This is a genomic window from Novosphingobium sp. TK71 (genome assembly GCF_055361505.1).
The window spans coordinates 569,759-595,171 of the sequence record NZ_CM143962.1 but is presented as its reverse complement, the minus strand read 5'-3'; the positions used below and the strand labels follow the sequence as shown (position 1 = coordinate 595,171).

Here is a 25,413-nt window from a genome sequence, read left to right as displayed (position 1 = left end):
CGTCAGACGCCGACGGAGCCTGCATCGCGGATCATGCGGCCAAGCTGGTCCAGCAGGCAGAGCCGCTCCTTCTTCAGTTCCTCAAGCCGGGTGTCGGACGCGGCATCCAGTTCGGCCTCGATCCGGTGGATCGCGCCGTTCACTTCGTCGTAGCGGTCGGCAAGAACCGCAAAATGTCCGCGCGTTGCCTTCAGGTGGTGAAGAACTTCCAGATCGTCCGGAAATTCGGCGGCGAGTTCGTGGGCTTTGTGGGACATCGGCTATCCTCTTCGCTCGAAAACACACGGAAAGCTGGGGCGATACGCCTCGGCAGCATGGTACCGCTTCCCCAACCTGACCGAACCTGCCCTGTTCCGCCCAACTCCACCTTGAGCGGGATCAAGGACCGGCACTGATCGTCAGATTTCGGAATAGTCCACTTGCGGGCGGCTTTCGCGCGTGCCGCGATAACGCTTGTCAGGCTCGCGGGGATCCCCGGCGATCACGACATGGTCATCATGCACTTCGACCAGCGTGCCAACGAACGGAAACCCTTCCAGGCTCCCGCCGACGCGGTAGCTGACCGTATCGCCGACCTTGAAGGTTTTCTCGTCGAAATTGAACTCGAACGGGCAGACCTCGTCCGCCGTACCCATGCCTTGCATTCTCGCTCTCCTCTCCGAGAGACAGCCTAACGCAGAACCGGCAGTGGCCAAATCGAAAAGCCGCCTAGAGCCGCTTCGCCCCGCCGATCTTCACGCCCGCCTGGATACCAAGCAATTGTGCCAGCACAAAAACAAAAAGGCCGCCCTTTCGGACGGCCTTTTCATCATGTCGCGAAGCGGGTGCTTCAGCCGACGATTTCTTCCGGCTTGAAGAAGTAGGCGATCTCGATCGCCGCGTTCTCGTCCGAGTCCGAACCGTGGACCGAATTGGCTTCGATCGATTCGGCGAAGGTCTTGCGGATGGTACCTTCGGCGGCCTCGGCCGGGTTGGTGGCGCCCATCACGTCGCGGTTGGTCTTCACGGCGTCTTCGCCTTCGAGAACCTGCACGACCACCGGACCGGAGATCATGAAGGAAACGAGGTCGTTGAAGAAGGGACGCTCCTTGTGGACCGCGTAGAAGCCTTCAGCCTGCTCCTGCGAGAGCTGGATGCGCTTCGAGGCGACGACGCGCAGGCCGGCTTCCTCAAGCAGCTTGGTCACGCCGCCGGTCAGGTTGCGGCGGGTCGCGTCGGGCTTGATGATCGAGAAGGTGCGGGTAACCGCCATGATACGTTCCTTGCGAAGTAAGGGTTTTGAATTGTTGCGCGCGCCCCTAGCCGGGAACGCGCCGCTCCGCAAGAATTAGGCGTCGTGAAGGTCAGGGATAGCGGCGGAGAATCATCCGGCCTGAACCCATCTCCCGCCGTCCTGCTTCCAGTAGTAGTGTTCCACGCCTTCGCGTTCCCGCAAGGCCCGCCAGGTTTCCCGCGCATGCTGGAGCGTGGACTGGTCGAACAGGAAGAACGTGCGCTCGAACGGAACCTCGCCCTCGCGCCACTGGCCGTCCGCGATCGCCATGTACTTCGCGCCATTGGCAGGCTCCGCCACGTCGGACAGGAGGATCGGCTGGCGATCCTCGCTGCCTTCGCCCGCGAAGCCGTTGGCAAGGAAGCTCTCCGGCCCCACGGACCAGAGAGCCTGACAGATGCGCTGCCGCTGGCCGAGGTCGGCGGAGACGACGAGCAGGCGCTCGCCATTCCCCGCGACCTTTCCGGCGATCAGCGCCAGCGCGCTTTCGGCAGGGTCGCGACTGAGCTGGTAGAAATCCACGCGCATGTCGCGCTCCCCGCCTCCCGATTACGCTTCCAGGTTGTCGCGCACGAAGCGGTCGAGCAGGCGCACGCCGAAGCCCGAGGCGCCCTTGTCCCAGGTTGCGCCGGGCTTGTCGGTCCACACGGTGCCGGCAATGTCGAGGTGCGCCCAGGGGGTGTCGTTCTCGATGAAGCGCAGCAGGAACTGCGCCGCCGTGATCGAACCGCCGAAGCGCGGGCCGACGTTCTTGATGTCGGCGATCGGGCTGTCGATCATCTTGTCGTAGGCCGGGCCCATCGGCATCCGCCACAGGCGGTCGCCCGAAGCGTCGCCGGCGGCGGCGAGCTGGCCGGCAAGGTCGTCGTTGTTCGAGAACAGCCCGGCATATTCATGGGCGAGGCTGAGAATGATCGCGCCGGTCAGCGTGGCGAGATCGACGATCTTGGCGGGCTTGTATTCACGCTGCACCCAGGTCAGCGCGTCGCAGAGCACCAGGCGACCTTCCGCGTCGGTGTTGATGACTTCGATGGTCTGCCCCGACATCGAGGTGACGACGTCACCGGGACGCTGGGCATTGCCGTCGGGCATATTCTCCACAAGTCCGCACACGCCGATCACGTTGGCCTTCGCCTTGCGCAGCGCGAGGGCGAGCATGGTGCCTGCAACGGCGCCGGCGCCGCCCATGTCCCACTTCATGTCTTCCATGCCGGCGGCAGGCTTGATCGAGATGCCGCCGGTGTCGAAGGTCACGCCCTTGCCGACGAAGGCCACGGGCGCTTCGCCGTCAGCGCCGCCGAGCCATTCCAGCACGAGCAGGCGCGCCGGGCGCACCGAGCCCTGCGCCACGCCGAGCAGCGAGCCCATGCCGAGATCGGCCATTTCCTTCTCGTCCAGCACGCGAACCTTGAGGCCGCTGCCCGCCATCTTCGCCTCACAGCGCGCGACGAAGGTTTCGGGATAGATCGCGTTCGCCGGCTCGGTCACGAGTTCGCGGGTGAAGGACACGCCCTCGACGATGGCCTGCTCCACCGCCCAGACCGCCTCGGTGCCTTCCGGCGCGCCGACCACGGCAATGTCCACAAGGCTCGGCTTGGCGTCGTCGGCCAGCTTGGTGCGATAGGTGTCGAGGCGCCAGCTGCGCAAGACCGCGCCCAGCAGCACGCCCGCCGCTTCGTCCGCCGAAAGGCCGGCGCCGGTAAGGTCCAGCGTTACCGCCGTCTCGCCCGAGGTCAGGTAACGGGCAACGATGCCTGCGCCCGCGCGCTCGATCGCGCCCTTGCGGTCCTTGCCGTCCGCCGCGCCGATCCCGGCGAGCGCCACGCGCACCACCTTGCCGTCCCGCTCCACGAAGCCCTCGAATACCTGGCCAGCCTTGCCCGCGAACCGCGAAGCCTTCGCGCCTTCGACAAGAACCTGCTCGATATCAGCCGGAATCGAATCCTGATTCACGAAGCGGGCGACGAGACGCGCCGGGGCGGGGGCAGCGGCGTCAAGGAACTGGATATTCATGGGATCTCCTGAATCACGTGGGCGAGCGCCGAACTTGTGCGCTTCACCGCAACAGCGGATTGCAGTTAGGCACAGGCGGTGCGATAGGCAAGTGATGCTCCCTGCCGCGCCGTCTCCGCTGCAAGCCCCCGATCGCCGCTTGCGACCTATTTCGCTGCGCGCGCTCGCCCTTGGAATCGCCTGCATCGGCCTGCCTGCCGGTGCCTGGGCACAGGACCTTTCGCGTCCTGTCGATACCGGGCCGATCGAGGGTGCGCCCGCCGCCCCGCCCGCCTCTACCGACGATACCGTGCCGATCGCCTTCGAGGCCGACACCGTCGAATATGCCCAGAACGACGAATTCGTCACCGCCACCGGCAATGTCGTGCTGCGCAAGGACAAGCAGTCCGTCCGGGCCGACAAGGTGACATGGAACCGCAAGACCGGCCAGATCCTGGGCAGCGGCAATGTCCGCATGGTCGATCAGGACGGCAACCAGCTCTACACCGAGAGTGTCGAGCTGACGGACGAACTGAAGACCGGCATGATGGAGAACCTGCTTCTCGTCATGCGTCAGGGCGGCCGCCTCGCCGCCAACAAGGGCGAGCGCATCGCCAATGGCGACGTCGTGCTCCAGCACGCCGCCTATACCGGCTGCGCGGTGGAAAACGACGAAGGCTGCCCCAAGACCCCGACCTGGCGCGTCGTCGCCAAGACGGTGGTCTACAGCGAGACGCAGAATCGCGTGCGGTTCAGCGATGCCCGCCTCGAACTGTTCGGCGCCGTGCAGCTTCCGCTGTTCGGTCTCTCGGTCAGCACCAATGGCGGCGCGGTTTCCGGCTTCCTCGTGCCTGACCTGCGGTCGAGCCCGTCGAACGGCATCGAGGTTGCACAGTCCTATTACTGGAAGATCGCGGAAAACCGCGACCTCACCGGCTCGCTTCACGCCTATACCAAGGCCGCGCCGATGGCCTCGTTCCAGTACCGCGCCCTGACGGACCTCGGCGCCTACCAGATCACCGGCTATGCGACCTCTAGCAACCGCATACCGATCAACAGCAGCAATCCCGACCCGAACCGCGAACGCGCCTTCCGCGGATACATCTTCGCCAACGGCAAGTTCCAGCTCGACGAGAACTGGAGCATCACCGCCTCGATCCGCCGCGCGACCGACCGTACTTTCGTGCGCCGCTACGACATCTCGCGCGACGATCGCCTGCGTTCGTCGGTCGAACTGGAGCGGATCGACCAGGACAGCTACTTCTCCTTCGCCGGCTACGCGACGCAGACCCTGCAATCGAGCCGCGACCAGGGCATGATCCCGGTCGCCCTACCGGTGCTGGACTATCGCCACCGCTTCGACGACCCCCTGCTCGGCGGCAAGATCGAGACGCAGGTCAACACCATGGCCGTCACCCGCGTCGACGGTCAGGATACCCAGCGCGCCTTCGCCAGCACCCAGTGGTCGCTGCGCAAGATCACCGGACTGGGCCAAGAAGTGACCTTCACCGGCCTCGTGCGCGGCGATGTCTATCACTCGGACGAAAACGACCTGACCACCACCGCGCTCTATCGGGGCAATGCGGGGTGGCAGGGCCGCGCGATCGCACTCGCCGCGGTGGACGTGAAGTGGCCGCTGGTCGGGCAGGTGTTCGGCGGCAGCCAGGTGCTGACCCCGCGCATCCAGTTCGTCGCCACGCCGCCGGTCAAGAACCTGGCGATCCCGAACGAGGATTCGCGCGCGATCGAGCTTGAGGATTCCAACCTCTTCGCGCTCAACCGCTTCCCCGGCTATGACCGGTTCGAGGACGGCGCGCGCGTCACTTACGGGTTCGACTGGATGTTCGAACGTCCACGCTGGCGGATCAAGTCCACCATCGGACAGTCGGTCCGCCTGAGCAACAAGCCCTCGATCCTGCCTGACGGCACCGGCCTCACCAGCAAGACCTCGGATATCGTCGGCCGCACCGAACTGCGCTATCGCAACTTCTTCAACATCATCCACCGCTTCCGCGTCGACAAGGACACGCTGGCGGTCCGTCGCAACGAGTTCGACATCGCGCTGGGCAACAACCAGACCTACCTCGAACTCGGCTATACCAAGCTCAACCGCGACATCTCGATGGACATCGAGGACTTGAAGGACCGCGAGGAAGTGCGCGCCGCCGGCCGCGTCGCCTTCGCCAACTACTGGTCGATGTTCGGCTCCGCGGTGGTCAACCTGACCGACCGCAACGAAGACCCGACTTACGGCTCCGACGGTTTCCAGCCCCTGCGCACCCGCGTGGGCATGGCTTACGAGGACGATTGCCTCCAGGTCTCGTTCACCTGGCGGCGCGACTACGTGACCTTCGGAGACGCCCGCAAGGGCAACTCGTTCCAGCTCGGCTTCGCGCTCAAGAACATCGGCGCGTGGTAAATCCGGCCATGGTGGACGCGGAACGTCGCGGGCGTTGGCACCGTGCTGCAAAGCGACTATCGGACGTGCTCAGTTTCGGTTAAGCCGCGTGCCGACATAGGGCCGAAGAGATGCCCCTCGGCGAATTTTTCCATCGAGCGGCGTCGGCCGTACGGGTCGAATACGGGATACAGGTCAAGGTGAAAGCAATCCAAGGCAACAAGTTCATCAAGCGCGCGGCTCTTGCCTGCGGCGCCCTGGTCGCCTGCGGCACCGGGGTAGCGACACTTTCGTCCAGCGCTGCTTTCGCCCAGTCCGCCCCCCAGGGCGAAATCGTCATCCCTGACGACGTGAAGATCTTCGGCAACGACAATCCCAACGTCCGCCGCGCCACTGCCGTGGTCAACGGCGCCGTCATCACCGGCACCGACGTCGACCAGCGCCTCGCCCTGATCCTCGCCGCCAACCAGGGCAAGATCAGCGAAGAAGAACAGAAGCGCCTGCGCCTCCAGGTGCTGCGCAACCTGATCGACGAAACGCTCCAGATCCAGGAGGCCAAGGCCGCCGACGTCGCCGTCGATGACGCCGAAGTCGAACAGTCCTACGCCCGCGTCGCCTCGCAGAACTTCAACCAGAACACACAGGCGATGGACGCCTATCTCAAGCGTGTCGGTTCTTCGCCGGACTCGCTCAAGCGCCAGATCCGCGGCGAAATGTCGTGGCAGCGCCTGCTCCAGCGCAACGTCCAGCCCTTCGTCAACGTCTCCGACGACGAAGTGAACGAAGTGATCGATCGCCTCAAGGCCGCCAAGGGCACCGAGGAATACCGGCTTGGCGAAATCTATCTCGCAGCCACGCCGGATTCGCAGCAGCAGGTCTTCGACAACGCCAACCAGATCATGCAGCAGCTCCGTCAGGGTGGCAGCTTCGTGGCCTATGCGCGTCAGTACTCGCAGGCTTCGACGGCTGCGGTCGGCGGCGATCTGGGCTGGATTCGCCTTGCACAGCTGCCCAACGAACTGGGCACCGCGGCGCGGGACATGCAGGCCGGCCAGCTCGCCGGTCCGATCGAGATTCCCGGCGGCTATTCGATCCTCTACCTGATCGACAAGCGTCAGGTGCTCACCGCCGATCCGCGCGACGCGCTGCTCGCGCTCAAGCAGATCTCGATGGAATTCCCGAAGGGCATTAGCGAAGCACAGGCGAATGCCAGGGCCGAAAGCTTCGCCAAGACCATCCAGACCGCCAAGGGCTGCGGTGACGTCGACAAGGTTGCCGCCACGATCGGCGCACAGGTCGTCGCCAACGATCAGGTCAAGGCGCGCGACCTGCCGGGCCCGATCCAGGCCTCGATCCTCAACCTCTCGCCCGGCGAGACCCTGCCCCCGTTCGGCTCGCTGACCGAGGGTGTGCGCATCCTGATGCTCTGCGGCCGCGACGATCCGCAGCAGGTCGATTCGGGTCCGAACTTCGACCAGGTCATGTCGCAGCTCGAAGACGACCGCATCAACAAGCGCGCGCAGATGTACCTGCGCGATCTTCGCCGCGATGCGGTGATCGAATACAACTGACGATAGCAGGGGCGGCAAGCATGGCGGCCAGTTCCAACGGCGCGCCGCCCCTCGCGGTTTCGCTCGGAGACCCGGCGGGCGTTGGCCCGGAACTGTTCGCCGAGGCCTGGTCCCGGCGGCATGAGGCCGGACTTTCGCCCTTCTTCGTGACCGGCGGCGCGGGCGTGCTTGTCGCCGCCGCGCGCAGCCGGGGGATCGACCTTCCCGTAGCGCGCATCGCCGCGCCGGCCGAGGCCGCAGACCTCTTCGGCGAAGCATTCCCGGTGCTGGGAAGCGAGGATGCCGGCGCATCGTTCGGCGCGCCCGATCGTGAAGGCGCCGCGCTGGCGCTGCACTCCCTCACCCGTGCCACGCAGCTTGCCATCTCGGGCGAGGCAGGCGCCGTCGTCACCGGCCCCATCGCGAAGTCGCGGCTCGCCGAGATCGGCTTTACCCAGCCGGGCCAGACCGAATTCCTCGCCGACGCCTGCGGAATTCCGCATGAAAGCGCGGTGATGATGCTCGCAGGGCCCAACTTGCGCACCGTCCCGCTGACGGTCCACGTCGCACTTTGCGAGGTGCCCACCCTGCTGACCCGCGATCTGATCGAGAGCAAGGCGCGGATCGTCGCCCATGCCCTTGGCCGCGATTTCGGGCTTTCTCCCGCACGCATCGCCATTACCGGGCTCAACCCCCACGCCGGGGAAGACGGCCGCATGGGCCGCGAGGAGATAGAGACGATCGCCCCCGCTATCGCTGCGCTGCGCGAATCGGGGCTTGCCGTAACCGGCCCTCACCCCGCCGACGCCCTGTTCGCCGCGCATGAGCGCGAGAAGTTCGACGTGGCGCTCTGCATGTATCACGATCAGGCACTTATCCCGATCAAGACGCTCGATTTCGATGCGGGCGTCAATGTCACCCTGGGCCTGCCGATCGTGCGGACCTCGCCCGATCACGGAACCGCCTTCGGCATCGCCGGCAAGGGCGTGGCCAGCCCCGGCGCCACCATCGCGGCGCTGCGCATGGCCGGCGAATGCGCCGGCCGGAGAGCAAGCAAATGACCACCCTACCTCCCTTGCGCGAAGTCATCGCGAAGCACGGGCTTTCGGCGTCGAAGGCGCTGGGGCAGAATTTCCTGTTCGACGAACAGTTGCTGGATCGCATTGCCGCGATCCCCGGCGGGCTGGAAGGCAAGCAGGTGCTGGAAGTCGGCCCCGGCCCCGGCGGGCTGACGCGGGCGCTGCTGCGTGCCGGCGCAACCGTGACCGCCATCGAAATGGACCGCCGCTGCCTGCCCGCGCTCGCAGAACTGGAAACCGCGTTTCCCGGCAAACTCAAGGTGATCGAAGGCGATGCGATGAAGATCGCCCCGGCCGACCTTTTCGACGGGCCTTATGCCGTGGTCGCCAACCTGCCTTACAACGTCGGAACGGCGCTGTTCATCGGCTGGCTTTCCGGCGAAAGCTGGCCTCCGCAATGGTCTTCGCTGACGCTGATGTTCCAGGAGGAAGTCGCCCGCCGCATCGTGGCCGAGCCGGACACCTCGGCTTACGGACGCCTCGCGGTGCTGGCCCAGTGGCGCGCCAAGGCGAAGCTGGCGATGAAGGTCCATCGCAGTGCCTTCACGCCCCCGCCCAAGGTCATGTCCGCGATCGTGCATGTCGAACCCGGCGATGCGCCGGAAGGCGTTTCCATGCGGATTCTTGAGCGCGTGACGGAAGCCGCCTTCGGGCAACGCCGCAAGATGCTGCGCCAGAGCCTCAAGGGCGTGCCGGGGGCGCTCGACGCGCTGGACCGCCTCGGGATAGACCCGCAGCGCCGCGCCGAAACGCTTTCGGTGGATGAATTCGTGAGCGTGGCGCGGGAACTGACCCGCGCCTGACGCCCAGCGTCAAAGATCGCCCGCGCCCGCCACGGTTTCCCGCGCCGCTTCCAGCGAGCCGATGCTCGCCGTGACGAAATGGGAAACCATCAGGGCTCCGCAGCCCAGCACCGCCGCGATCAGGGCGAACTGAAGAACCCGGCCCAGCAGCGGCCCGTCTGAAGCCAGGATGCCGGCCAGGCCCTGCCGCTTGTCACGCGCGGCGGCAGCCGCGGAAAGCGTGATGGGAATATCTCCGCCCTCGATCAACGCTATCACGCTGATCGGTTCACGCAGGGCCACGCCGCACCGGTTGCCCAGCCGCCAGCGCACTTCGCCGGAGATGGATTGCCCTCCGACGACCATCCGCACACGCTCCCCCCGCTCAGGCGGTTTCGACATGGTCAGACGCATACCGTGCGAACTGGCATCAAGCACGAATGCCTCGCCTTCCCCACGTTCACTGCAAACACGCACTTGAACCATGGCGCGCGTACGCGCGCGCCTGATCTTTTCTTCCTTCACGCCAGCCCCCCTAGCGACCCGGTTTTCCCGTTAGACGCTAGGAGGGAATAGCTCAATTTAAAGTTAAGATCGGTTCAGGCTGCAGCGAAAAACTTATCCGAAACCAGTACTTTCTTCTTCCGGCGCCATGCGTGGAGCAGTGGCTCGGTATAGCCGTTGGGCTGGGCCACGCCCTTGAACACGAGGTCGCAGGCGGCGCGGAATGCCAGCGAAGCATCCCAATTGCCCGCCATCGGTTCATACAGCGGATCGGCGGCATTCTGCGCATCGACCTTTTCCGCCATCCGGTGCAGCGAATCGAGCACCTGCGCTTCGGAACAGACGCCGTGCAGCAGCCAGTTCGCGATGTGCTGGCTGGATATCCGCAGCGTGGCGCGGTCTTCCATCAGCCCCACGTCATCGATGTCGGGAACCTTGGAACAGCCGACACCCTGATCGATCCAGCGTACGACATAGCCCAGCAGCCCCTGCGCATTGTTGTCCAGTTCCTCGCGAACTTCTTCCTCCGACCAATTCGCGCCATCTGCCAGCGGCACCTGCAACAGCAGATCAAGGGAGGGAATTTCTGCGCCTTCCATTTCCTTGCGCAGGCCGAACACGTCCACCGCGTGATAATGCATTGCGTGGAGCGTGGCCGCGGTGGGTGACGGGACCCAGGCCGTATTGGCGCCGGTCCTGGGGTGGCCCACTTTCTGCTCCAGCATGTCCCGCATCATGTCTGGCGCGGCCCACATGCCCTTGCCTATCTGCGCAATGCCGGAAAGCCCGTGGCGCAGCCCGATGGCGACATTGCGCTTCTCATAGGCCTGTATCCAGGCCGATCCCTTGATCGCGCTCTTGCGGATCATCGGCCCGGCCCGCATCGATGTGTGGATCTCGTCCCCGGTGCGATCGAGGAATCCGGTATTGATGAAGACGATACGGTCCTTCACGGCATGGATGCAGGCCGCCAGGTTCGCCGAAGTGCGCCGTTCCTCGTCCATGACGCCGACCTTGATCGTGTGGCGCGGCAGGCCCAGCAGGTCTTCGACCGCGTCGAACAGGTCATTGGTGAAGGCGCATTCCTGCGGCCCGTGCATCTTCGGCTTGACGATATAGATCGAGCCTTCGCGGCTGTTCCCGAAGCGGGTCAGCCCCTTCACGTCCTGCGCGGAGATGGCGCTGGTCAGCACCGCGTCCATGATCCCCTCGGGAATTTCGGAGCCGTCAGGCAGGAGGATAGCCGGATTGGTCATGAGGTGGCCGACGTTGCGGACGAACAGCAGGCTCCGCCCCGACAGCTCGAACGCTTCGCCGGAAGGCGTGGTTACTTGCCTGTTGCCGGCGAGCTCGCGGGTCTGGACCTTCCCGGCTTTCTCGAAAGTCTCGACAAGATCGCCGCGAATGACGCCCAGCCAGTTGGCATAGGCCGCGAGCTTGTCCTCGGCATCGACCGCCGCGACCGAATCCTCCAGATCGACGATAGTCGTGAGCGCCGCTTCGAGAACGATGTCGGAAATGCCCAGCCTGTCGGACCGGCCGACTTCGGTTTCAGGATCGACGACGATCTCGATGGCAAGGCCGTTCGAACGATAGAGCCGCCCCTGCGCCGTTTGGCCAACATACTGCGCCGGATCGGCCAGAATTGCTTCGAAACCGGTGGCATCCACCCAGCTTCCCGATGCCAGCGGCAGAGCCTGATCGAGGAATGCACGCCCTGCCGCGATCACTGCGGCACCGCGAGCCGGATCATAGCCCCTGCCCTGCGCCGGAGCGGCATCGAGCGCGTCCGTACCATAGAAGGCATCGTAAAGGCTGCCCCAGCGCGCATTGGCGGCATTGAGCAGGAAGCGGGCATTGAGCACGGGAACGACCAGTTGCGGCCCCGCCATCGTCGCGATTTCCGCATCGACGCCGCGCGTACCGATGGTGAAATCGCCCGGTTCGGGCACGAGATAGCCGATCTCGCGCAGGAACTGCTGATAGGCTTCCTGTTCGATCGGCTGGCCGGCGCGCGCGCCATGCCATTCATCGATGCGGGCCTGCAAGGCATCGCGCGTTTCGAGCAGGGCCCGGTTACGCGGCGCGAAATTGGCCAGCAGATCGGCAAATCCGAGCCAGAACGAACCTGCATCCTGCCCGATGGGGGCCAGAACCTCATCCTCGACGAAGCGCGCCAGTGCGGCGTCGACCCGGAGGCCCGAACGTTCAACGCTGTCAGTCATCATTCCTCGCATTCCTTGCGCGCGCAGGCCCATCGGGCGAGCGGCGACCGTGACAATTCTTTTCAAGACTGTCCTGGGGAGGATGCCTATCCTATGCCGCATCCCGGCGGGAATGGCAACATGCGCCATTTACGGTCCAAAGTGGCACCACGTCGGATCAGCTTACAGCTTGCGTCGGAATAACTTACATAGGACATTCACCCTGCTCGAAAGCCGCGCGGGAACACGCGGTTGGCACGGGTGTTGCTGAACCGGATAACGTAATGGCGCCCGGCGGCGCCAGTGGGTTGCCCCTGGTTCAGGCGGGCCTTTTCGCAAGCCGGGCAGGACGTGAGGATGGGAATGTTTCGAAAACCGGGAATATTTCAGAAACTCAGCCGACTGTTCGTGATCAAGACACGCTGGGAAGCGTTCATGATCATCTACGCCCTTGCGCTTGGCGCCGTGGAACGCGGCAGCGTGTACATCACGCGCTTTCCCGGCTGGGGCGGGAAGCTGCTGTTCCTGGCGTGCACGGGCGCCGTCTTCATGGCAGGCGCCAAAATTCTCGACTGCATCAAGTACGAGAAAGCCGAAAACGCCGCAAAGGTCGAACTGGCCAAGCTCGAAACCACATCCGAACCGGAGGACAGCGGTGCCCCTGCCCTGATAACCGCTCAGGCTCCGGGCCAGATCGCTGGACAGGCAAGGCCGGACGCAGCCTGACGGGAAATCTCAGAAACTCGCGCCGTCCACCGGCCTGATCGCCAGCTTGCCAAGGTCCGCCTCGGGCACGCAGCGCAAGTTGATGGCAGCCATCGGCGTGCCATCCGGCCCTTGCGCACCGGCGAAAGGCTGGCACCCGCAGGTGGTGCAAAAACGGTGCACGATCTTGTGCTTGTAGAAGCGATATTCCCGCAACGCGTCCTCGCCGCTGGAAATTCCAAGCGCATCCTCGGGCACGAATGTCAGGAGAAAACCCTTGCGGCGGCAATGCGAGCAATTGCAGCTCATCGCTTCGGAAGGAAGATCGGCATCGACGGTGAAGGACACGGCGCCGCAATGGCAACTGCCGGAATAAGCCATTCCGCTTCCCCTTCTCCAAGGTTGCCCGCCTGCATGTTTCAGGCCGGGAAGGTGGGGTGTTTCTGTTGCAAGGTACACCCCGAACCCCTGGAATCCCTTCTGTTGCCCGGTGGGTCCAACCGCGCTTTAGCTTTGTAACGTCAGGGCGTTAGCCCCTAGAATTACGCGGCGAGAGCGAGTGCTTCGTTGTCGTTGGCACTTGTGAGTTTTGAGCCTTGAACGGGTTACTCAGCCCGAATGAAAACACCGCTTTTCAACACACGTCGATCCTAGTTCGGCCCCGTCATCACCCCTGCGACAACAGGGCTGTCCCGCCGGAAAACTCCGAAGGAACGGGTGATGGTGGAGCCGCCGGGTACCGCCCCCGGGTCCGCTGTGCCTATTATACGGCGCAGTTTATCATCATATCCGGTCGAAACCGGCGGAACCTCATATAGGGCGCCGGCCGGAAAAGAAAAGGGCGGGAATGACCCCGCCCTTCTGCAATTCACAGAGGATTTTTCAGCCTCAGTCCTTCTTCAGCGCGTCCCGGATTTCCGCCAGGAGTTCGACTTCGGTGGGGCCGGTGGGCGCCGCGGGCTCTTCCTTCTTGGGCAGCAGGCGGTTGGCCTGGCGCACGATCAGGAAGATGACGAAAGCGAGAATCAGGAAGTTGATGATCGCCGTGAGGAACGCACCATAGCCGAACATGGCGACACCTGCCGCCTTGAGCCCTGCGTAAGTCATGGGGCCGGTATAGCCGGCCGGAACGGTGCCCAGCACGACGAATTTGTTGCTGAAATCGATGCCTCCGGTGATGAGGCCGATAAACGGCATGATGACGTCGTCGGTCAGCGAGGCGACGATCTTGCCGAAAGCCGCGCCGATGATCACACCGACGGCGAGGTCGAGCACGTTGCCACGCGCGATGAAAGTCTTGAATTCCTGAAGCATGGGTCGTTTTCCCCTCGATCCTGTTCCGTCCACGGGCGGCTGCGGGAACCTGCCACATCGGACCTTTTGTAACAATCGGTCCTGTAACAATAGGTTGCGCCGCGATGTTCATCGCGGCCGCGCAATGCGACTGTCCTTGAACCGGGACCTCCGCCTGCTATCTATGCGGACAACAGGCGTGGCTCCTTGGCCGCGCCGATCAGGAGGATCACGCATGACCCTTTCCAACCTGGCCCGCAAGAGCCGCGCCGTGCTGGCCCTTGCGGCAGCGCTTTCGCTGGCGGCTTGCGGCTTCAACTCGGTCCCGACCAAGCAGGAAGCCGCCAAGGCCAAGTGGGCCGACGTCCAGGCCGCTTTCCAGGAACGCGCCAACCTCGTTCCCAACCTCGCCGCCGTGGCCAAGGGCGCCGCAACGCAGGAGAAGGAAATCCTGACCGGCGTGGTCGAAGCGCGCGCCAAGGCGACCAGCGTACAGGTCAATGCGGAAGACCTGAACGATCCTGCCAAGATGCAGCAGTTCCAGGCCGCCCAATCGCAGTTCGGCCAGAGCCTGTCGCGCCTGCTGGTCAGCGTCGAACAGTATCCCGACCTTAAGTCGATCGTGAACTACCAGATGCTCCAGACCCAGATCGAGGGCCAGGAAAACCGCATCCGCATCGCCGTGCGCGACTATAACGCCTCGGTTCAGGACTATAATACCGAAGTCCGCACGTTCCCGACCATGATCGGCGCCAAGCTGCGCGGCGCGGACCCGCTGGTTCCCTATCAGGCGGCCACCCCGGGGGCGGACGTCGCGCCGAGCCTCGAAGGCAAGATCTGATAACGTGACACGTTTCAGGGCCGTCTTCGCGGCCATCCTCCTGGCGTTCGGCGCGCTGCTTGCCCAGCATGCAGCCGCCGAGCCCACGTTTCCGAAACTGACCGGCCGCGTCGTCGACGATGCCCATCTCCTGCAGCCCGAAGTCGCAGCCCGGCTCACGCAGAAGCTCGACGCGCTGGAGAAGAACTCCGGCCGCCAGCTCGTGGTCGTCACCCTGCCCAGCCTTCAGGGCTACGAGATTTCCGACTACGGCTATCAACTCGGCCGTGCCTGGGGCATCGGCGAGAAGGACAAGAACACCGGCGCCCTGCTGATCGTGGCGCCCAATGAGCGCAAGGTGCGGATCGAGGTCGGCTACGGCCTTGAGCCGATCATCACCGACGGCCTCTCGTTCCTCATCGTCAACAACGACATTCTCCCCCGCTTCAAGGCCGACGACTATCCCGGCGGTATCGAGGCAGGGACCGACGCTCTCGTCAAGCAGCTCACCCTGCCGCCCGACCAGGCGCGCAAGGTGGCGGCGGATGCCGATGCCGCGCGCAAGGACAGCGGCGGCGGCTTCCCGTTCGGCGTTATCGTGTTCATCCTCATCATCGTCTTCTTCGTGGTCATGCCCATGGTCAATGAAGCGCGCGGCGGCGGCAGGCGGCGGGGCGGCTTCGGCGGCCCGATCATCTGGATGCCCGGCGGCTTCGGCAACGACGATGACGACGACCGCTGGGGCGGCGGTGGCGGCTGGGGCGGCGGTGGCGGCTTCGGAGGCGGAGGCGGATTCTCGGGCGGCGGCGGCAGCTTCGGCGGCGGCGGCGCGAGCGGAAGCTGGTAAGGGGGACTGAGACTATGCCGACACCCGTCTATCTTTCCGCCGAGGACCATGACCGCATCAGCGCGGCCGTGGGCGAGGCCGAAATGCACAGCGCCGGCGAGATCGTCACCGTTCTGGCGGACCGTTCGGACGGCTATACCGACGTCGCGCTCGCATGGTCGGCGATCGTCGCCTTCCTCGCGCTGGGCGCGCTGGTGATCGCGCCGGGCTTCTACATGGGCCTTTACGAGCGCCTGCTGGCCGACTGGGGCCACGAGTGGACCCCGCGCATGCTGCTGGGCCTTGCGGCCGGCGTGGCTGCGATCAAGTTCGGGGCGATGCTGCTGCTCCAGTTCTGGCAGCCGCTCAAGTTCTGGCTGGTTCCGCCGCAGATCAAGACCATGCGCGTCCATGCCCATGCCGTTCGCGCCTTCCGCATCGGCGCCGAGCAGCGCACCACCGGCCGTACCGGCGTGCTCATCTACCTCTCCATGCGCGAGCACCGCGCCGAGATCGTCGCAGATCGCGCCATCGCCGAAAAGGTCGATCCCGAAGTCTGGGGCAAGGCGATGTCGGCCATGCTCGCCCATGTCGGCGAAGGCCGCATTTGCGACGGCATGATCGTGGCGGTCGGCAAAGTCGGCGCGATCCTTTCCCAGCACTTCCCTCGCGCCGATGACGACGTGAACGAACTTCCCGACAGGCTGATCGAAATATGACCGATATCTCCGCCCTTCCCCTGCCGCCCGATGCCGACGCGCCGGACGAAGTGATCTGGCAGGGCCGGTTCATCACCACCCGCAAGCGCGGCCGCTGGGAATATGTCAGCCGCGCGCGCGGCATCCGCGCCGCCGTGATCCTTGCGGTGGACGCCGAGGATTATGTCATCCTCGTCGACCAGTACCGCGTGCCGCTCGGCAAGCGCTGCATCGAACTGCCCGCCGGCCTCGTCGGCGACCATGACGACAGCGCCGACGAGGACGCCAGCGTCGCCGCCGCCCGCGAACTCGAAGAGGAAACCGGCTTTCACGCAGGCCGCATGGAAAACCTGGGAGAATTCTATTCCTCGCCGGGGATGGTCAGCGAAAGCTTCACCCTGTTCCGCGCGCATGACCTTGTGAAAGTGGGCGAAGGCGGCGGCGTGGACAGCGAGGATATCGTCGTTCACCGCGTGCCCCTTGCCGGGATCGAACAGGCGATCGCCGCGTGGCGCACGCAGGGCTATGCCATCGACGTGAAGCTGCTCATGCTGCTGGGCGCGCGGCTGCTGGGCTGAACCCATGCGAACGCGCTTCGGCGTCTGCCAGCGCAAGCGGCGCTACGCCGCCGAGGCGGAAGCGCTAGAAGCGGCAGCGAAAGCGGCCGTTACCTTGCGGCCCTATCGCTGCGCGCTTTGCCGGCAGTATCATCTGACCGGGCGGACCAAGGGCCTGCGCGTGCCCCGGTTCGTGCTGGAGAGGAAGAAGGACGAGGACGGCAGGGAGGATTTCACAGCGTCGTGAAGATCGCCCCGAAGTCCTTGCCGCCGTTCCCCGCCTCCACGAAGGCCTCGTAGATCTTCGTCGCGTGTTCGCCCATCGGCACCGCGGCGCCGGAGGTTTCCGCGCCCGCCATCGCCAGCCGCAGGTCCTTCAGCATCAGCGCGGAGGCAAAGCCCCCGGCATAGCCGTTGTCCGCCGGGCTCGCCGCGCCGACGCCGGGCATCGGCGTATAGTCGTTCAGCGACCAGCAGTAGCCCGTGGCCTTGGAACTGATCTCGTAGAACGTCTGCGGATCGAGCCCGGCCTTTTCCGCCAGCGCCAGCGCCTCGCAGGTACCGATCATGTGGATCGCCAGCAGCATGTTGTTGCACATCTTGGCGACCTGCCCCGCACCGGTATCCCCGGCATGGATCACGGCCTTGGCCATGGGCTGGAGCACCGTCTTCGCGCGCTCGAACACATCGGCACTGCCACCGACCATGAAGGTCAGCGTGCCGCCATTGGCCGCCGCGATGCCGCCCGATACGGGGGCATCGGCCATCGCGTAGCCGGCGGCCTGCGCCAGCCCCACCACCTCGCGCGCGGTTTCGAGGTCGATGGTCGAGCAATCTAGGAACAGCGCCCCGCGCGGAGCATGGCCGAAGACTTCGGCCGTATAGACCGACCGCACGATCGCGCCGTTAGGCAGCATCGTCACCACTGCATCCACACCTTCTACGGCCTGGGAGACCGCGGCGAACGTCTCGCAGCCCTGTTCCGCCGCCTTGGCTACGGCTTCGGCGGACAAGTCGAAGGCCCGCACCTCATGGCCCGCCTTCACGAGATTGGCAGCCATGCCGCCGCCCATATTGCCGAGTCCGATGAAGGCGATTTTCATGACATTCTCTCCCTGGGTCGCAACCTGTCATCCCGCCGCCGGCCGGAACGATATGGGCCGGAACGGGATCGGGTTGCGCCCTTGTGCATACCTTGGACGAGCAGGAACGGCGTCAGCGGCCCTTCCAGACTCCGGGACGCTTCTCGACGAAGGCGGCCATGCCTTCGGCCTTGTCCTCGGTGGCGGTGAGAACCTGGAACATGCGGCGCTCCATGACGAGGCCGGTGTCCAGCGTCGTCTCGAAGGCCATGTTGACCAGTTCCTTGTTCATCATCGCAGCAAGCGGCGGCATGGCCGCGATCGCGGCGGCGGCCTTGAGCGCTTCGTCGAGAAGCTGCTCCAGCGGCACCACGCGGCTGACGAGGCCCGAACGCTCGGCTTCGGCGGCGTCCATCATGCGGCCGGTGAGGCACATGTCCATGGCCTTGGACTTGCCGACTGCGCGGGTCAGGCGCTGCGAACCGCCCATACCCGGCGCCACGCCCAGCTTCACCTCGGGCTGGCCGAACTTCGCGTTTTCCGAAGCGATGATGAAGTCCGCCATCATCGCCACCTCGCACCCGCCGCCGAGCGCGAAGCCGTTTACTGCCGCGATCCAGGGCTTGCGCGTGGCCTTGACCAGATGGCTGGTCCAACCGGCAAAGAAGTCCTCCGAATAGAACTCGGCGCCGGGCTTGTCGGCCATTTCCTTGATATCGGCACCTGCGGCGAAGGCCTTCTCCCCCGCGCCGGTAATCACCGCGCAGCCCTGGGTCTTGTCCGCCTCGAACGCCGCGAAGGCCCGGATCAGCTCTTCCAGCACCACCGAGTTGAGCGCATTGAGCGCCTGCGGGCGGTTGAGCGTGATGAGAGTGACGGCGCCGCGCGTTTCAACCAGGATCGTTTCATAGCTCATAGGGGCTTCCATTCCTCCTCTTGGGGCAGCGGCGCGAAGATCGCGTCCAGCATCGCTTCGGTTACATCTTCGGGCGCCGCAGGATTCCACTTCGGCGCATGATCCTTGTCCACGATCACCGCGCGCACGCCTTCCGCGAAATCGGGCAGCACGATCACCCGGCTGCCGATGCGGTATTCCATCGCCATGTTCCGGGCGAAGGTATCCAGCGTCAGCGAAGTGGCGAGCTGGCGCAGCGAGACCTTGCAGGCCTGCGGGCTCTTGGTCCGCAAGGTGGCAAGCTCGCGCGCGGCCCACTCGCTCTGGTCGGATTCCAGGGAGGCCAGCACCTGCTCCAGCGTGTCGAAGGCGAAGTGCCTGCGGATCTGGCCCTCGTGCGCAGCGATCTTGGGTTCCGGCGCCTTGGCCGACAGGGCGCCGAGCACGCCGCCGATTTCATGCCCGGCCGCGATGCGGCGCTTGGCTTCCGGCAGGGCTTCGCTGGGAAGATAATGCGTGGCAAGGCCCGCCCAGAGACACTCCGCACCGTCCAGCCGGGCGCCGGTCAGCGCCAGGAACTGCCCGAGGCGGCCGTCGAGACGCGAAAGGTACCAGCCGCCGCCGACGTCGGGAAACAGGCCGATGCCGGTTTCGGGCATCGCGAAGCGGGTATGTTCGGTCGCCACGCGGAACTGCGCCGGCTGCGAGATGCCGACGCCGCCGCCCATGGTCACGCCGTCCATGAAGGCAACCACCGGCTTTTCGTAAGTGAAGAGCTGGTGGTTGAGCCGGTACTCCTCATGGAAGAACCTGCGCCCCGCCGCGCCGTGATCCTCCAGCGCGGAACGGCGCAGCAGGTTGATGTCCCCGCCCGAGCAGAAACCGCGCCCCTCGCTATGCTCGATCATCACGGCCTTCACGCCCGGTTCGCCGGCCCATTCATCAAGCGATTCGCGCATCGATTCGCACATGCCCAGAGTCAGCGCATGGATCGCCTTGGGTCGGTTGAGCGAGATCACGCCCGCCACGCCCTCGCGGCGGGTCAGCAGTTCCCGGGCAAGGGCTTCGGTGCTCAACAGGTCGGTCGTCATGTCCTCGGGCCCCTTACTTGAGGAGGTCGCGGCCGATGATCATCCGCATGACCTCATTGGTTCCCTCGAGGATACGATGGACACGCAGGTCGCGCCAGAACCGCTCGATGGGATAGTCGCGAAGATAGCCGTATCCGCCGAACAGTTGCAGCGCCCGATCGACCACCGAGGAGCCGGTGTCGCTGGCCATCATCTTGGCCATGGCGGCAAAGCGGGTCTTGTCGGGCGATCCGGCGGTGACCTTGCCTGCGGCGAGGTACAGCAGCGCACGGGCTGCCTCCAGTTCGGCCGCCATTTCGGCGAGGCGGAACTGGGTGTTCTGGAACTCGGCCAGGGCCACGTCGAACTGCTTGCGGTCCTTCACGTACTGGACCGCCTCGTCGAGGCAGCGCTGCGCGCCGCCCAGCGAACAGGCGCCGATGTTGAGGCGGCCGCCGTCGAGCCCGGCCATGGCGAACTTGAAGCCGTCGCCCTCGGCGCCGACGCGGTTGGCGACCGGAATGCGGGCATCCTCGAAGATCACCTGCGCGGTGGGCGATGCGTTCCAACCGAGCTTCTTCTCAGGCGCGCCGAAGGAGACGCCGGGCGTGTCCTTGTCCACCACGAAACAGGAAATCCCGCGCGACTTGTGATCGCCGGTGCGGGCCATGACGACATAGACATCATTGTAGCCGCCGCCCGAGATGAACTGCTTGGTGCCGTTGAGCACATAATGGTCGCCGTCCAGCCGCGCCGAAGTCTTGAGCGCCGCCGCATCCGAGCCGGAGCCGGGTTCGGTGAGGCAATAGGAGCCGATCTTCTCCATCGTCACCAGATCGGGAAGATAGCGGTCCTTGAGCTGCTGGTCACCGAAAGTATCGATCATCCAGGCGACCATGTTGTGAATCGAGATATAGGCGCTGGTCGCCGGGCAGCCGTAGGACATGGCCTCCATGATGAGCGCCGCGTCGAGACGGCCGAGGCCGATGCCGCCGCTTTCCTCCGAAACGTAGATCGCCCCGAAGCCGAGTTCGCCGGCGGCCTTCCAGACATCGACCGGGTAATGGTGCTTCTCGTCCCACTCGGCCGCGTAAGGCGTGATGCGGTCGGCGGTGAACTTGCGCGCGGTCTCCTGGATCGCAAGCTGGTCCTCGGTCAGCCCAAACTGTTCGGTCATCTCTGTCCCTGTCAGGTGCGGTTAGGTGCCCTCAGGGGCACTTTGTGTAAGTGAGCGGACCGGGCATCGCGTCCGGTCCGGTATCCTTTCGGATCAATGTCTTGCCGCCGTCGGGCGATGTCAGCGCAACGTCAAGGTTCCAGCTCTGCCCTTCCCCGGTGAAGGCGAATTCACCATCGAGCGAGGAAGGCGAACCGGACCTGATCGTCGCCAGCTTCGCCACCGATTCGTAGAAGGTCAGCGTATCGCCGCTGATCGTCAGCAAGCCCTTGGCGTCGCCCCGGGTGCTGGTGCAATCGGCGTCGACGAGCCCCCAGCGACCCTGCAGGGCACCGGGAATGGCGGTGGGCATCACCGCTGGCCCGGTGGCGGCAGCGCTGCTCGGCGCGGGCTGCGGCAAGGCGGTTCCGGTTTCCTGCGCGGCGGGCTCGGCCGGCTCCTTCGAACAGGCCGCAAGTCCGAGGACCAGCGCCGCTGCGGCCATGGGGGCGAGTGCGTTCCTGATCTGCATCATCAAACGTCCTTTTCGTTCCGCGGGCATTGCCAGGGCAACGCCCGCGCAAGCCCCCATGTTCCGCCAGTCGGCCTCAGGCCATGGTCGGGATGATGAAGGCGCTGTCACCCGCGCCGCCATCGGGCCAGCGCTGGGTCACGGTCTTCACCTTGGTCCAGAAGCGCACGCCTTCCATGCCGTACTGGTTGTGGTCGCCGAAGGCGGAACGCTTCCAGCCGCCGAAGCTGTGATAGCTGACCGGCACCGGGATCGGAACGTTCACGCCGACCATGCCGACCTGCACGCGCTGCACGAACTCGCGCGCGGCGTGGCCGTTGCGGGTGAAGATGGCGACGCCGTTTCCGTACTGGTGCTTCGTGGGAAGCTCCAGGGCTTCCTCGAAGTTCCTGGCACGGACGATCTGAAGCACCGGCCCGAAGATCTCCTCCTTGTAGGCGCTCATCTCGGTCGTCACATGATCGAACAGCGACGGGCCTACGAAGAAGCCTTCCTCATAACCCTGAAGCGAGAAACCGCGTCCATCGACGACCAGTTCCGCGCCTTCGTCGACGCCGGTCTGAATCCAGTTCTCGATCTTCTGCTTGTGAACCGCGGTCACGACCGGGCCGTACTGGGCCTCGGGATCGTTGGACACGCCGACCTTGAGCTTGTCGATCGCGGCGACCAGCTTTTCGCGCAGGATTTCGGCGGTTTCATCACCCACCGGGACAGCGACCGGCAGCGCCATGCAGCGCTCGCCAGCCGAGCCATAGGCTGCGCCCATGATGTCGTTGACGGCCTGATCCATGTCCGCATCCGGCATGACGATGGCGTGGTTCTTCGCGCCGCCCATCGCCTGCACGCGCTTGCCGGCGGCAACGCCGCGCGAATAGACGTACTGCGCGATATCCGACGACCCGACGAAGCTGACCGCGGCGATACCGGGGTGATCGAGGATCGCGTCGACCATTTCCTTGTCGCCATGGACGACCTGCAGCACGCCTTCCGGCGCGCCGGCTTCGATGAAGAGTTCGGCGAGGCGGTTCGGCACCGAAGGATCGCGCTCGGACGGCTTGAGGATGAAGGTGTTGCCCACCGCCACAGCCGGGGCGAACATCCACAGCGGGATCATCGCCGGGAAGTTGAACGGCGTGATGCCCGCGCCGACGCCGAGCGGCTGGCGCATCGAATAGACATCGATGCCCGGACCGGCGCCCTGCGTGTATTCACCCTTGAGCATGTGCGGGATTCCGCAGCAGAACTCCACCACTTCAAGGCCGCGCTGGATGTCACCCTTGGCATCGTCCACCACCTTGCCGTGCTCGGAAGCGAGCATTTCGGCAAGCGACTGCATGTTCTGCTCGATCAGTTCCTTGAACTTGAACAGCACGCGCGCGCGGCGCTGGGGATTGGTGGCGGCCCACTTGGGCTGCACGGCATGGGCGGTGGCCACGGCACGGTCGAGCAGCGCCTTGTCGCCAAGCGGGACCTGGGCCTGGACCTGCCCGGTGCTGGGGTTGAAGACATCGCCCAGACGGGCGGCCGAACCGCCGCTTCCGCCGACAACGAAGTGGTCAATCAGCCGCATTCCTCATCCTTTCGCAATTTCTTTCCCCGAACGCCCGCAAGCGCTCTTTGAGGGGTAGGTGGTCCCGGTCCGATTTGCAGGCAAGCTGAAAATACGCCATCGATAACTGCACATTTGCAGCCGGACGGACAATTCTCCGCAGTGACGATACCTTGACGATGCATTCCATTGACTGGAGCGACTACCAGGCCTTCCTCGCCATCGCCCGGGCGGGGCAACTGGCGGGAGCGGCACGGCTGCTCGGGGTGGACCCCACCACCGTAGGGCGCCGCCTGCGCCGCCTTGAAGCCGCGCTCGGCACCACGCTGTTCGAACAGACCCGCAGCGGCCAGGAACTGACCGAGGCAGGCGAAACCCTGCTCTCCTCGGTCGAGGCCATGGCCAGCGCGGCCGGCCGGATCACCGAACCCGCCCAGGGCAGCGACGGCCTTTACGGCACCCTGCGCATCAGCACGTCCGAGGGATTCGGCTGCTGGTTCCTTGCCCGGCACCTGCCCGGATTCCAGGCTGAACACCCGCGCCTCGCCATCGATCTCGTCGCCAGCAGCGGGTTCCTCAGCCCGACCCGCCGCGAGGCGGATGTCGCTGTCATGCTCTCCCGCCCCCGCACCGGGCCGCTGGTGGCGCACAAGCTGTCGGACTACACGCTCGCCCTCTACGGGACGCGGGACTATCTCGATGCCCACGGCAGCCCCGCGCGCCCGGCCGACCTGCTGGAGGGCCATGCCATGGTCGGCTACATTCCCGACCTGCTCTATTCGCCCGAACTGCGCTATCTCGACGAGATCCAGCCGGGCCTGAAGGCGGCGATCCGCTCGCCCAGCATCACCGCGCAGCACAGTCTCGTCGCCAGCGGCGGCGGGCTGGGCGTCCTGCCCTGCTTCATGGCCGATTCCGATCCGAGACTGGTTCAGGTCCTACCCGAATGCCGGATAACCCGCGCATTCTGGTTCGTGACTCACCAGGATATCCGCAAGCTTCCGCGGGTGACGCTCTTCCGCCAATGGCTTGACGAAACCGCCCGACGGATGGAGGGAGTTCTCAAGCCATGATGCGTCGCAACATCGCAGTAACAGGATGACAGACCCAGTGACCACGACCACCATCGACCCGGCCGAGTTCCGCAAGGTCCTGGGCAGCTACCCGACCGGCGTCTGCGTGATCACCGCGCTCGACGATGGCAAGCCCGCGGGCATGGTCGTCGGCTCGTTCACCTCCGTTTCGCTCGATCCGCCGCTGGTCGGCTTCTTCCCCGACAGGAAGTCCTCGTCCTGGCCGCTGATCGAGAAAGCCGGGCATTTCTGCGTCAACGTCATGGCCAGCGACCAGACAGACGTCTGCCGGGCCGTCACGGCCAAGGGCGACCAGAAGTTCGTCGGCGTGGAATATACGGTATCGGACCATAACCTGCCGATCATCGCGGACTCGATCGCCGCAATCGAATGCCGGCTCTATTCGGTAACCGAAGCGGGCGATCACTGGTTCGTGCTGGGCGAAGTGCTGCGCATGGAAGCAGTGCGCGAGAACGATCCCATGCTGTTCCACAAAGGCCGCTACGGCGGTTTCGCCGAACGCATGTAACAAGGGTTCTTGACTCCTGGGGCGCTCGCTGTTCACCCGTTCAGCGCAAATCGAGTGCATCCGCGGGAGAGAATTTCATGACACGTTCGCTTGAAGGCAAGGTCGCCGTCGTCACGGGCGGCGGCTCGGGCATCGGGCGCGGCATCGCGCTGCGCCTTGCCGAGGACAAGGCCGCCATCGCCGTATGGGACCTCAATCCCGAAGGCGCGGCCGAAACGGTGCGGCTGATCGAGGAAGCCGGCGGCAAGGCCCTGGCGATCACCGCCGACTGTTCGGACAAGGCCGCGATCAAGGCCGCCGCCGACGAAACACGCGGCACGTTCGGCCCGATCACCATCCTCGTCAACAATGCCGGCATCGCACCCTTCACGCCTTTCCTGGATATCGGCGAGGACGAGTTCGACAAGGTGATCCGCATCAACCTCAAGGGGCCGTGGCTGGTTACCAAGGAAATCGTGCCGGACATGCTGGCAGCCCAGTGGGGGCGGATCATCAACATCACTTCCTCTTCCACCCAGTCCGGCTCCTTTGCGCAGAGCCACTACGTCTCGTCGAAGGGCGGCCTGCTCGGCATGACCAAGGCGCTGGCGATGGAACTGGGCGGCACCGGCATCACCGCCAACATGATCCCGCCCGGCTCGATCGACACGCCGATGCTGCGCCAGGCCCCGATCGACGCCGAGGCCTATGGCAAGTCCCTCCCGGTCAAGCGCCTCGGCAAGGTCGAGGACATCGCGGCGGCGGCAGCTTTCCTCGCCTCCGAGGAAGCCAGCTACATGACCGGGCAGACGATCAGCACCAATGGCGGCCGCTACATGGGCTCTGCCTGATTTGATCAGTGCGTCA

Annotated in this window: 27 protein-coding genes, 1 other RNA gene and 1 pseudogene; 13 read left to right on the top strand and 16 right to left on the bottom strand. The window is 65.1% G+C overall.

Features of this window, described 5'->3' with window-relative positions; all coding sequences use genetic code 11:
• Nucleotides 1-2 precede the first annotated feature (2 nt).
• The 5 genes from ACXJ16_RS02650 to ACXJ16_RS02630 all read right to left on the bottom strand — a co-directional run bounded on the left by ACXJ16_RS02650 (nt 3) and on the right by ACXJ16_RS02630 (nt 3,286).
• The gene (locus ACXJ16_RS02650) at nt 3-257 is read right to left on the bottom strand and encodes an HP1242/YdcH family protein (RefSeq protein ID WP_054440765.1); all 255 of its coding nucleotides are present in this window, start codon (nt 255-257) and stop codon (nt 3-5) included.
• A 141-nt stretch (nt 258-398) separates the two neighbouring features.
• Nucleotides 399-644: a hypothetical protein gene (locus tag ACXJ16_RS02645; protein WP_054440764.1), complete on the bottom strand. Its 246-nt coding sequence runs from the start codon at nt 642-644 to the stop codon at nt 399-401.
• A 185-nt stretch (nt 645-829) separates the two neighbouring features.
• A complete protein-coding gene (gene ndk, locus ACXJ16_RS02640; protein WP_324695923.1) occupies nt 830-1,252 on the bottom strand; it encodes a nucleoside-diphosphate kinase in 423 nt (140 codons plus the stop codon).
• A gap of 111 nt (nt 1,253-1,363) precedes the next feature.
• Nucleotides 1,364-1,801, bottom strand: coding sequence for a DNA polymerase III subunit chi (locus ACXJ16_RS02635; RefSeq protein ID WP_324695925.1), 438 nt, complete (start codon nt 1,799-1,801; stop codon nt 1,364-1,366).
• Between the two features lie 21 nt (nt 1,802-1,822).
• The gene (locus ACXJ16_RS02630) at nt 1,823-3,286 is read right to left on the bottom strand and encodes a leucyl aminopeptidase (RefSeq protein ID WP_054440758.1); all 1,464 of its coding nucleotides are present in this window, start codon (nt 3,284-3,286) and stop codon (nt 1,823-1,825) included.
• 94 nt (nt 3,287-3,380) lie between these two features.
• Between ACXJ16_RS02630 and ACXJ16_RS02625 the strand changes: the two genes are divergently transcribed.
• From ACXJ16_RS02625 to rsmA, 4 genes are all read left to right on the top strand, one after another.
• Complete coding sequence (locus tag ACXJ16_RS02625; RefSeq protein ID WP_054440756.1) at nt 3,381-5,684, top strand: LPS-assembly protein LptD; 2,304 nt, start codon at nt 3,381-3,383, stop codon at nt 5,682-5,684.
• A 179-nt stretch (nt 5,685-5,863) separates the two neighbouring features.
• Complete coding sequence (locus ACXJ16_RS02620) at nt 5,864-7,234, top strand: peptidylprolyl isomerase (RefSeq protein ID WP_132468946.1); 1,371 nt, start codon at nt 5,864-5,866, stop codon at nt 7,232-7,234.
• 20 nt (nt 7,235-7,254) lie between these two features.
• The gene (gene pdxA, locus ACXJ16_RS02615; RefSeq protein WP_463921176.1) at nt 7,255-8,274 is read left to right on the top strand and encodes a 4-hydroxythreonine-4-phosphate dehydrogenase PdxA; all 1,020 of its coding nucleotides are present in this window, start codon (nt 7,255-7,257) and stop codon (nt 8,272-8,274) included.
• On the top strand, nt 8,271-9,095 hold the full coding sequence (gene rsmA, locus ACXJ16_RS02610; protein WP_324695931.1) for a 16S rRNA (adenine(1518)-N(6)/adenine(1519)-N(6))-dimethyltransferase RsmA: 825 nt from the start codon (nt 8,271-8,273) through the stop codon (nt 9,093-9,095). The genes pdxA and rsmA overlap by 4 nt, the downstream gene beginning before the upstream one ends.
• A 9-nt stretch (nt 9,096-9,104) precedes the next feature.
• Here the strand turns inward: rsmA and ACXJ16_RS02605 are convergent, their stop codons facing one another.
• Both ACXJ16_RS02605 and ACXJ16_RS02600 read right to left on the bottom strand, forming a co-directional pair.
• On the bottom strand, nt 9,105-9,599 hold the full coding sequence (locus tag ACXJ16_RS02605; protein ID WP_082370517.1) for a PilZ domain-containing protein: 495 nt from the start codon (nt 9,597-9,599) through the stop codon (nt 9,105-9,107).
• 74 nt (nt 9,600-9,673) lie between these two features.
• A complete protein-coding gene (locus ACXJ16_RS02600) occupies nt 9,674-11,803 on the bottom strand; it encodes a malate synthase G (RefSeq protein WP_324699059.1) in 2,130 nt (709 codons plus the stop codon).
• Nucleotides 11,804-12,163: 360 nt separating this feature from the next.
• On the opposite strand from ACXJ16_RS02600, the pseudogene ACXJ16_RS02595 reads away from it, so the two are divergent.
• A pseudogene (locus ACXJ16_RS02595) lies at nt 12,164-12,403 on the top strand (hypothetical protein); the annotation flags it as partial.
• Between the two features lie 114 nt (nt 12,404-12,517).
• On the opposite strand, the gene ACXJ16_RS02590 reads toward ACXJ16_RS02595, so the two are convergent.
• The 3 genes from ACXJ16_RS02590 to mscL all read right to left on the bottom strand — a co-directional run bounded on the left by ACXJ16_RS02590 (nt 12,518) and on the right by mscL (nt 13,801).
• Nucleotides 12,518-12,868 (bottom strand): GFA family protein, encoded by a 351-nt coding sequence (locus tag ACXJ16_RS02590; RefSeq protein WP_054440752.1) that lies wholly within the window; start codon nt 12,866-12,868, stop codon nt 12,518-12,520.
• 88 nt (nt 12,869-12,956) lie between these two features.
• Nucleotides 12,957-13,330, bottom strand: a transfer-messenger RNA (tmRNA) gene (gene ssrA / locus ACXJ16_RS02585).
• A 45-nt stretch (nt 13,331-13,375) separates the two neighbouring features.
• The gene (mscL, locus tag ACXJ16_RS02580) at nt 13,376-13,801 is read right to left on the bottom strand and encodes a large conductance mechanosensitive channel protein MscL (protein WP_054440750.1); all 426 of its coding nucleotides are present in this window, start codon (nt 13,799-13,801) and stop codon (nt 13,376-13,378) included.
• Between the two features lie 214 nt (nt 13,802-14,015).
• On the opposite strand from mscL, the gene ACXJ16_RS02575 reads away from it, so the two are divergent.
• From ACXJ16_RS02575 to ACXJ16_RS02555, 5 genes are read left to right on the top strand one after another with little or no spacing between them, the layout of a single operon-like run.
• Complete coding sequence (locus ACXJ16_RS02575) at nt 14,016-14,621, top strand: LemA family protein (protein ID WP_054440748.1); 606 nt, start codon at nt 14,016-14,018, stop codon at nt 14,619-14,621.
• 4 nt (nt 14,622-14,625) lie between these two features.
• Nucleotides 14,626-15,447: a TPM domain-containing protein gene (locus ACXJ16_RS02570; protein ID WP_132468944.1), complete on the top strand. Its 822-nt coding sequence runs from the start codon at nt 14,626-14,628 to the stop codon at nt 15,445-15,447.
• A 14-nt stretch (nt 15,448-15,461) separates the two neighbouring features.
• Nucleotides 15,462-16,145 carry a TPM domain-containing protein gene (locus ACXJ16_RS02565; RefSeq protein ID WP_185997062.1) on the top strand — a complete coding sequence of 228 codons (684 nt, stop codon included), beginning with the start codon at nt 15,462-15,464 and terminating at the stop codon, nt 16,143-16,145.
• Nucleotides 16,142-16,702, top strand: a complete 561-nt coding sequence (locus ACXJ16_RS02560) for an NUDIX hydrolase (protein ID WP_463921173.1) — start codon at nt 16,142-16,144, stop codon at nt 16,700-16,702. Before ACXJ16_RS02565 ends, ACXJ16_RS02560 begins: the two co-directional genes overlap by 4 nt.
• Nucleotides 16,703-16,706: 4 nt before the next feature.
• Entirely contained in the window at nt 16,707-16,928 is a 222-nt protein-coding gene (locus ACXJ16_RS02555; RefSeq protein WP_463921171.1) for a hypothetical protein, read from the top strand.
• Here ACXJ16_RS02555 and mmsB read toward each other — a convergent pair.
• From mmsB to ACXJ16_RS02525, 6 genes are all read right to left on the bottom strand, one after another.
• Nucleotides 16,915-17,784: a 3-hydroxyisobutyrate dehydrogenase gene (mmsB, locus tag ACXJ16_RS02550; RefSeq protein ID WP_185997059.1), complete on the bottom strand. Its 870-nt coding sequence runs from the start codon at nt 17,782-17,784 to the stop codon at nt 16,915-16,917. The genes ACXJ16_RS02555 and mmsB overlap by 14 nt on opposite strands.
• A 112-nt stretch (nt 17,785-17,896) precedes the next feature.
• Nucleotides 17,897-18,679: an enoyl-CoA hydratase-related protein gene (locus tag ACXJ16_RS02545; protein ID WP_454797407.1), complete on the bottom strand. Its 783-nt coding sequence runs from the start codon at nt 18,677-18,679 to the stop codon at nt 17,897-17,899.
• Nucleotides 18,676-19,749, bottom strand: a complete 1,074-nt coding sequence (locus tag ACXJ16_RS02540) for an enoyl-CoA hydratase/isomerase family protein (protein ID WP_463921169.1) — start codon at nt 19,747-19,749, stop codon at nt 18,676-18,678. The genes ACXJ16_RS02545 and ACXJ16_RS02540 overlap by 4 nt, the downstream gene beginning before the upstream one ends.
• Before the next feature lie 13 nt (nt 19,750-19,762).
• Nucleotides 19,763-20,905, bottom strand: coding sequence for an acyl-CoA dehydrogenase family protein (locus ACXJ16_RS02535; protein ID WP_185997057.1), 1,143 nt, complete (start codon nt 20,903-20,905; stop codon nt 19,763-19,765).
• A gap of 31 nt (nt 20,906-20,936) precedes the next feature.
• On the bottom strand, nt 20,937-21,416 hold the full coding sequence (locus tag ACXJ16_RS02530; protein WP_463921167.1) for a hypothetical protein: 480 nt from the start codon (nt 21,414-21,416) through the stop codon (nt 20,937-20,939).
• A gap of 76 nt (nt 21,417-21,492) precedes the next feature.
• Entirely contained in the window at nt 21,493-22,986 is a 1,494-nt protein-coding gene (locus tag ACXJ16_RS02525; protein ID WP_054440739.1) for a CoA-acylating methylmalonate-semialdehyde dehydrogenase, read from the bottom strand.
• A 158-nt stretch (nt 22,987-23,144) separates the two neighbouring features.
• Between ACXJ16_RS02525 and ACXJ16_RS02520 the strand changes: the two genes are divergently transcribed.
• The 3 genes from ACXJ16_RS02520 to ACXJ16_RS02510 all read left to right on the top strand — a co-directional run bounded on the left by ACXJ16_RS02520 (nt 23,145) and on the right by ACXJ16_RS02510 (nt 25,397).
• Nucleotides 23,145-24,038 (top strand): LysR family transcriptional regulator, encoded by an 894-nt coding sequence (locus ACXJ16_RS02520; RefSeq protein ID WP_054440737.1) that lies wholly within the window; start codon nt 23,145-23,147, stop codon nt 24,036-24,038.
• A 37-nt stretch (nt 24,039-24,075) separates the two neighbouring features.
• Complete coding sequence (locus ACXJ16_RS02515) at nt 24,076-24,567, top strand: flavin reductase family protein (protein ID WP_324695952.1); 492 nt, start codon at nt 24,076-24,078, stop codon at nt 24,565-24,567.
• Between the two features lie 77 nt (nt 24,568-24,644).
• Nucleotides 24,645-25,397, top strand: coding sequence for an SDR family NAD(P)-dependent oxidoreductase (locus ACXJ16_RS02510; protein WP_185997055.1), 753 nt, complete (start codon nt 24,645-24,647; stop codon nt 25,395-25,397).
• The last annotated feature ends 16 nt before the right edge of the window (nt 25,398-25,413 follow it).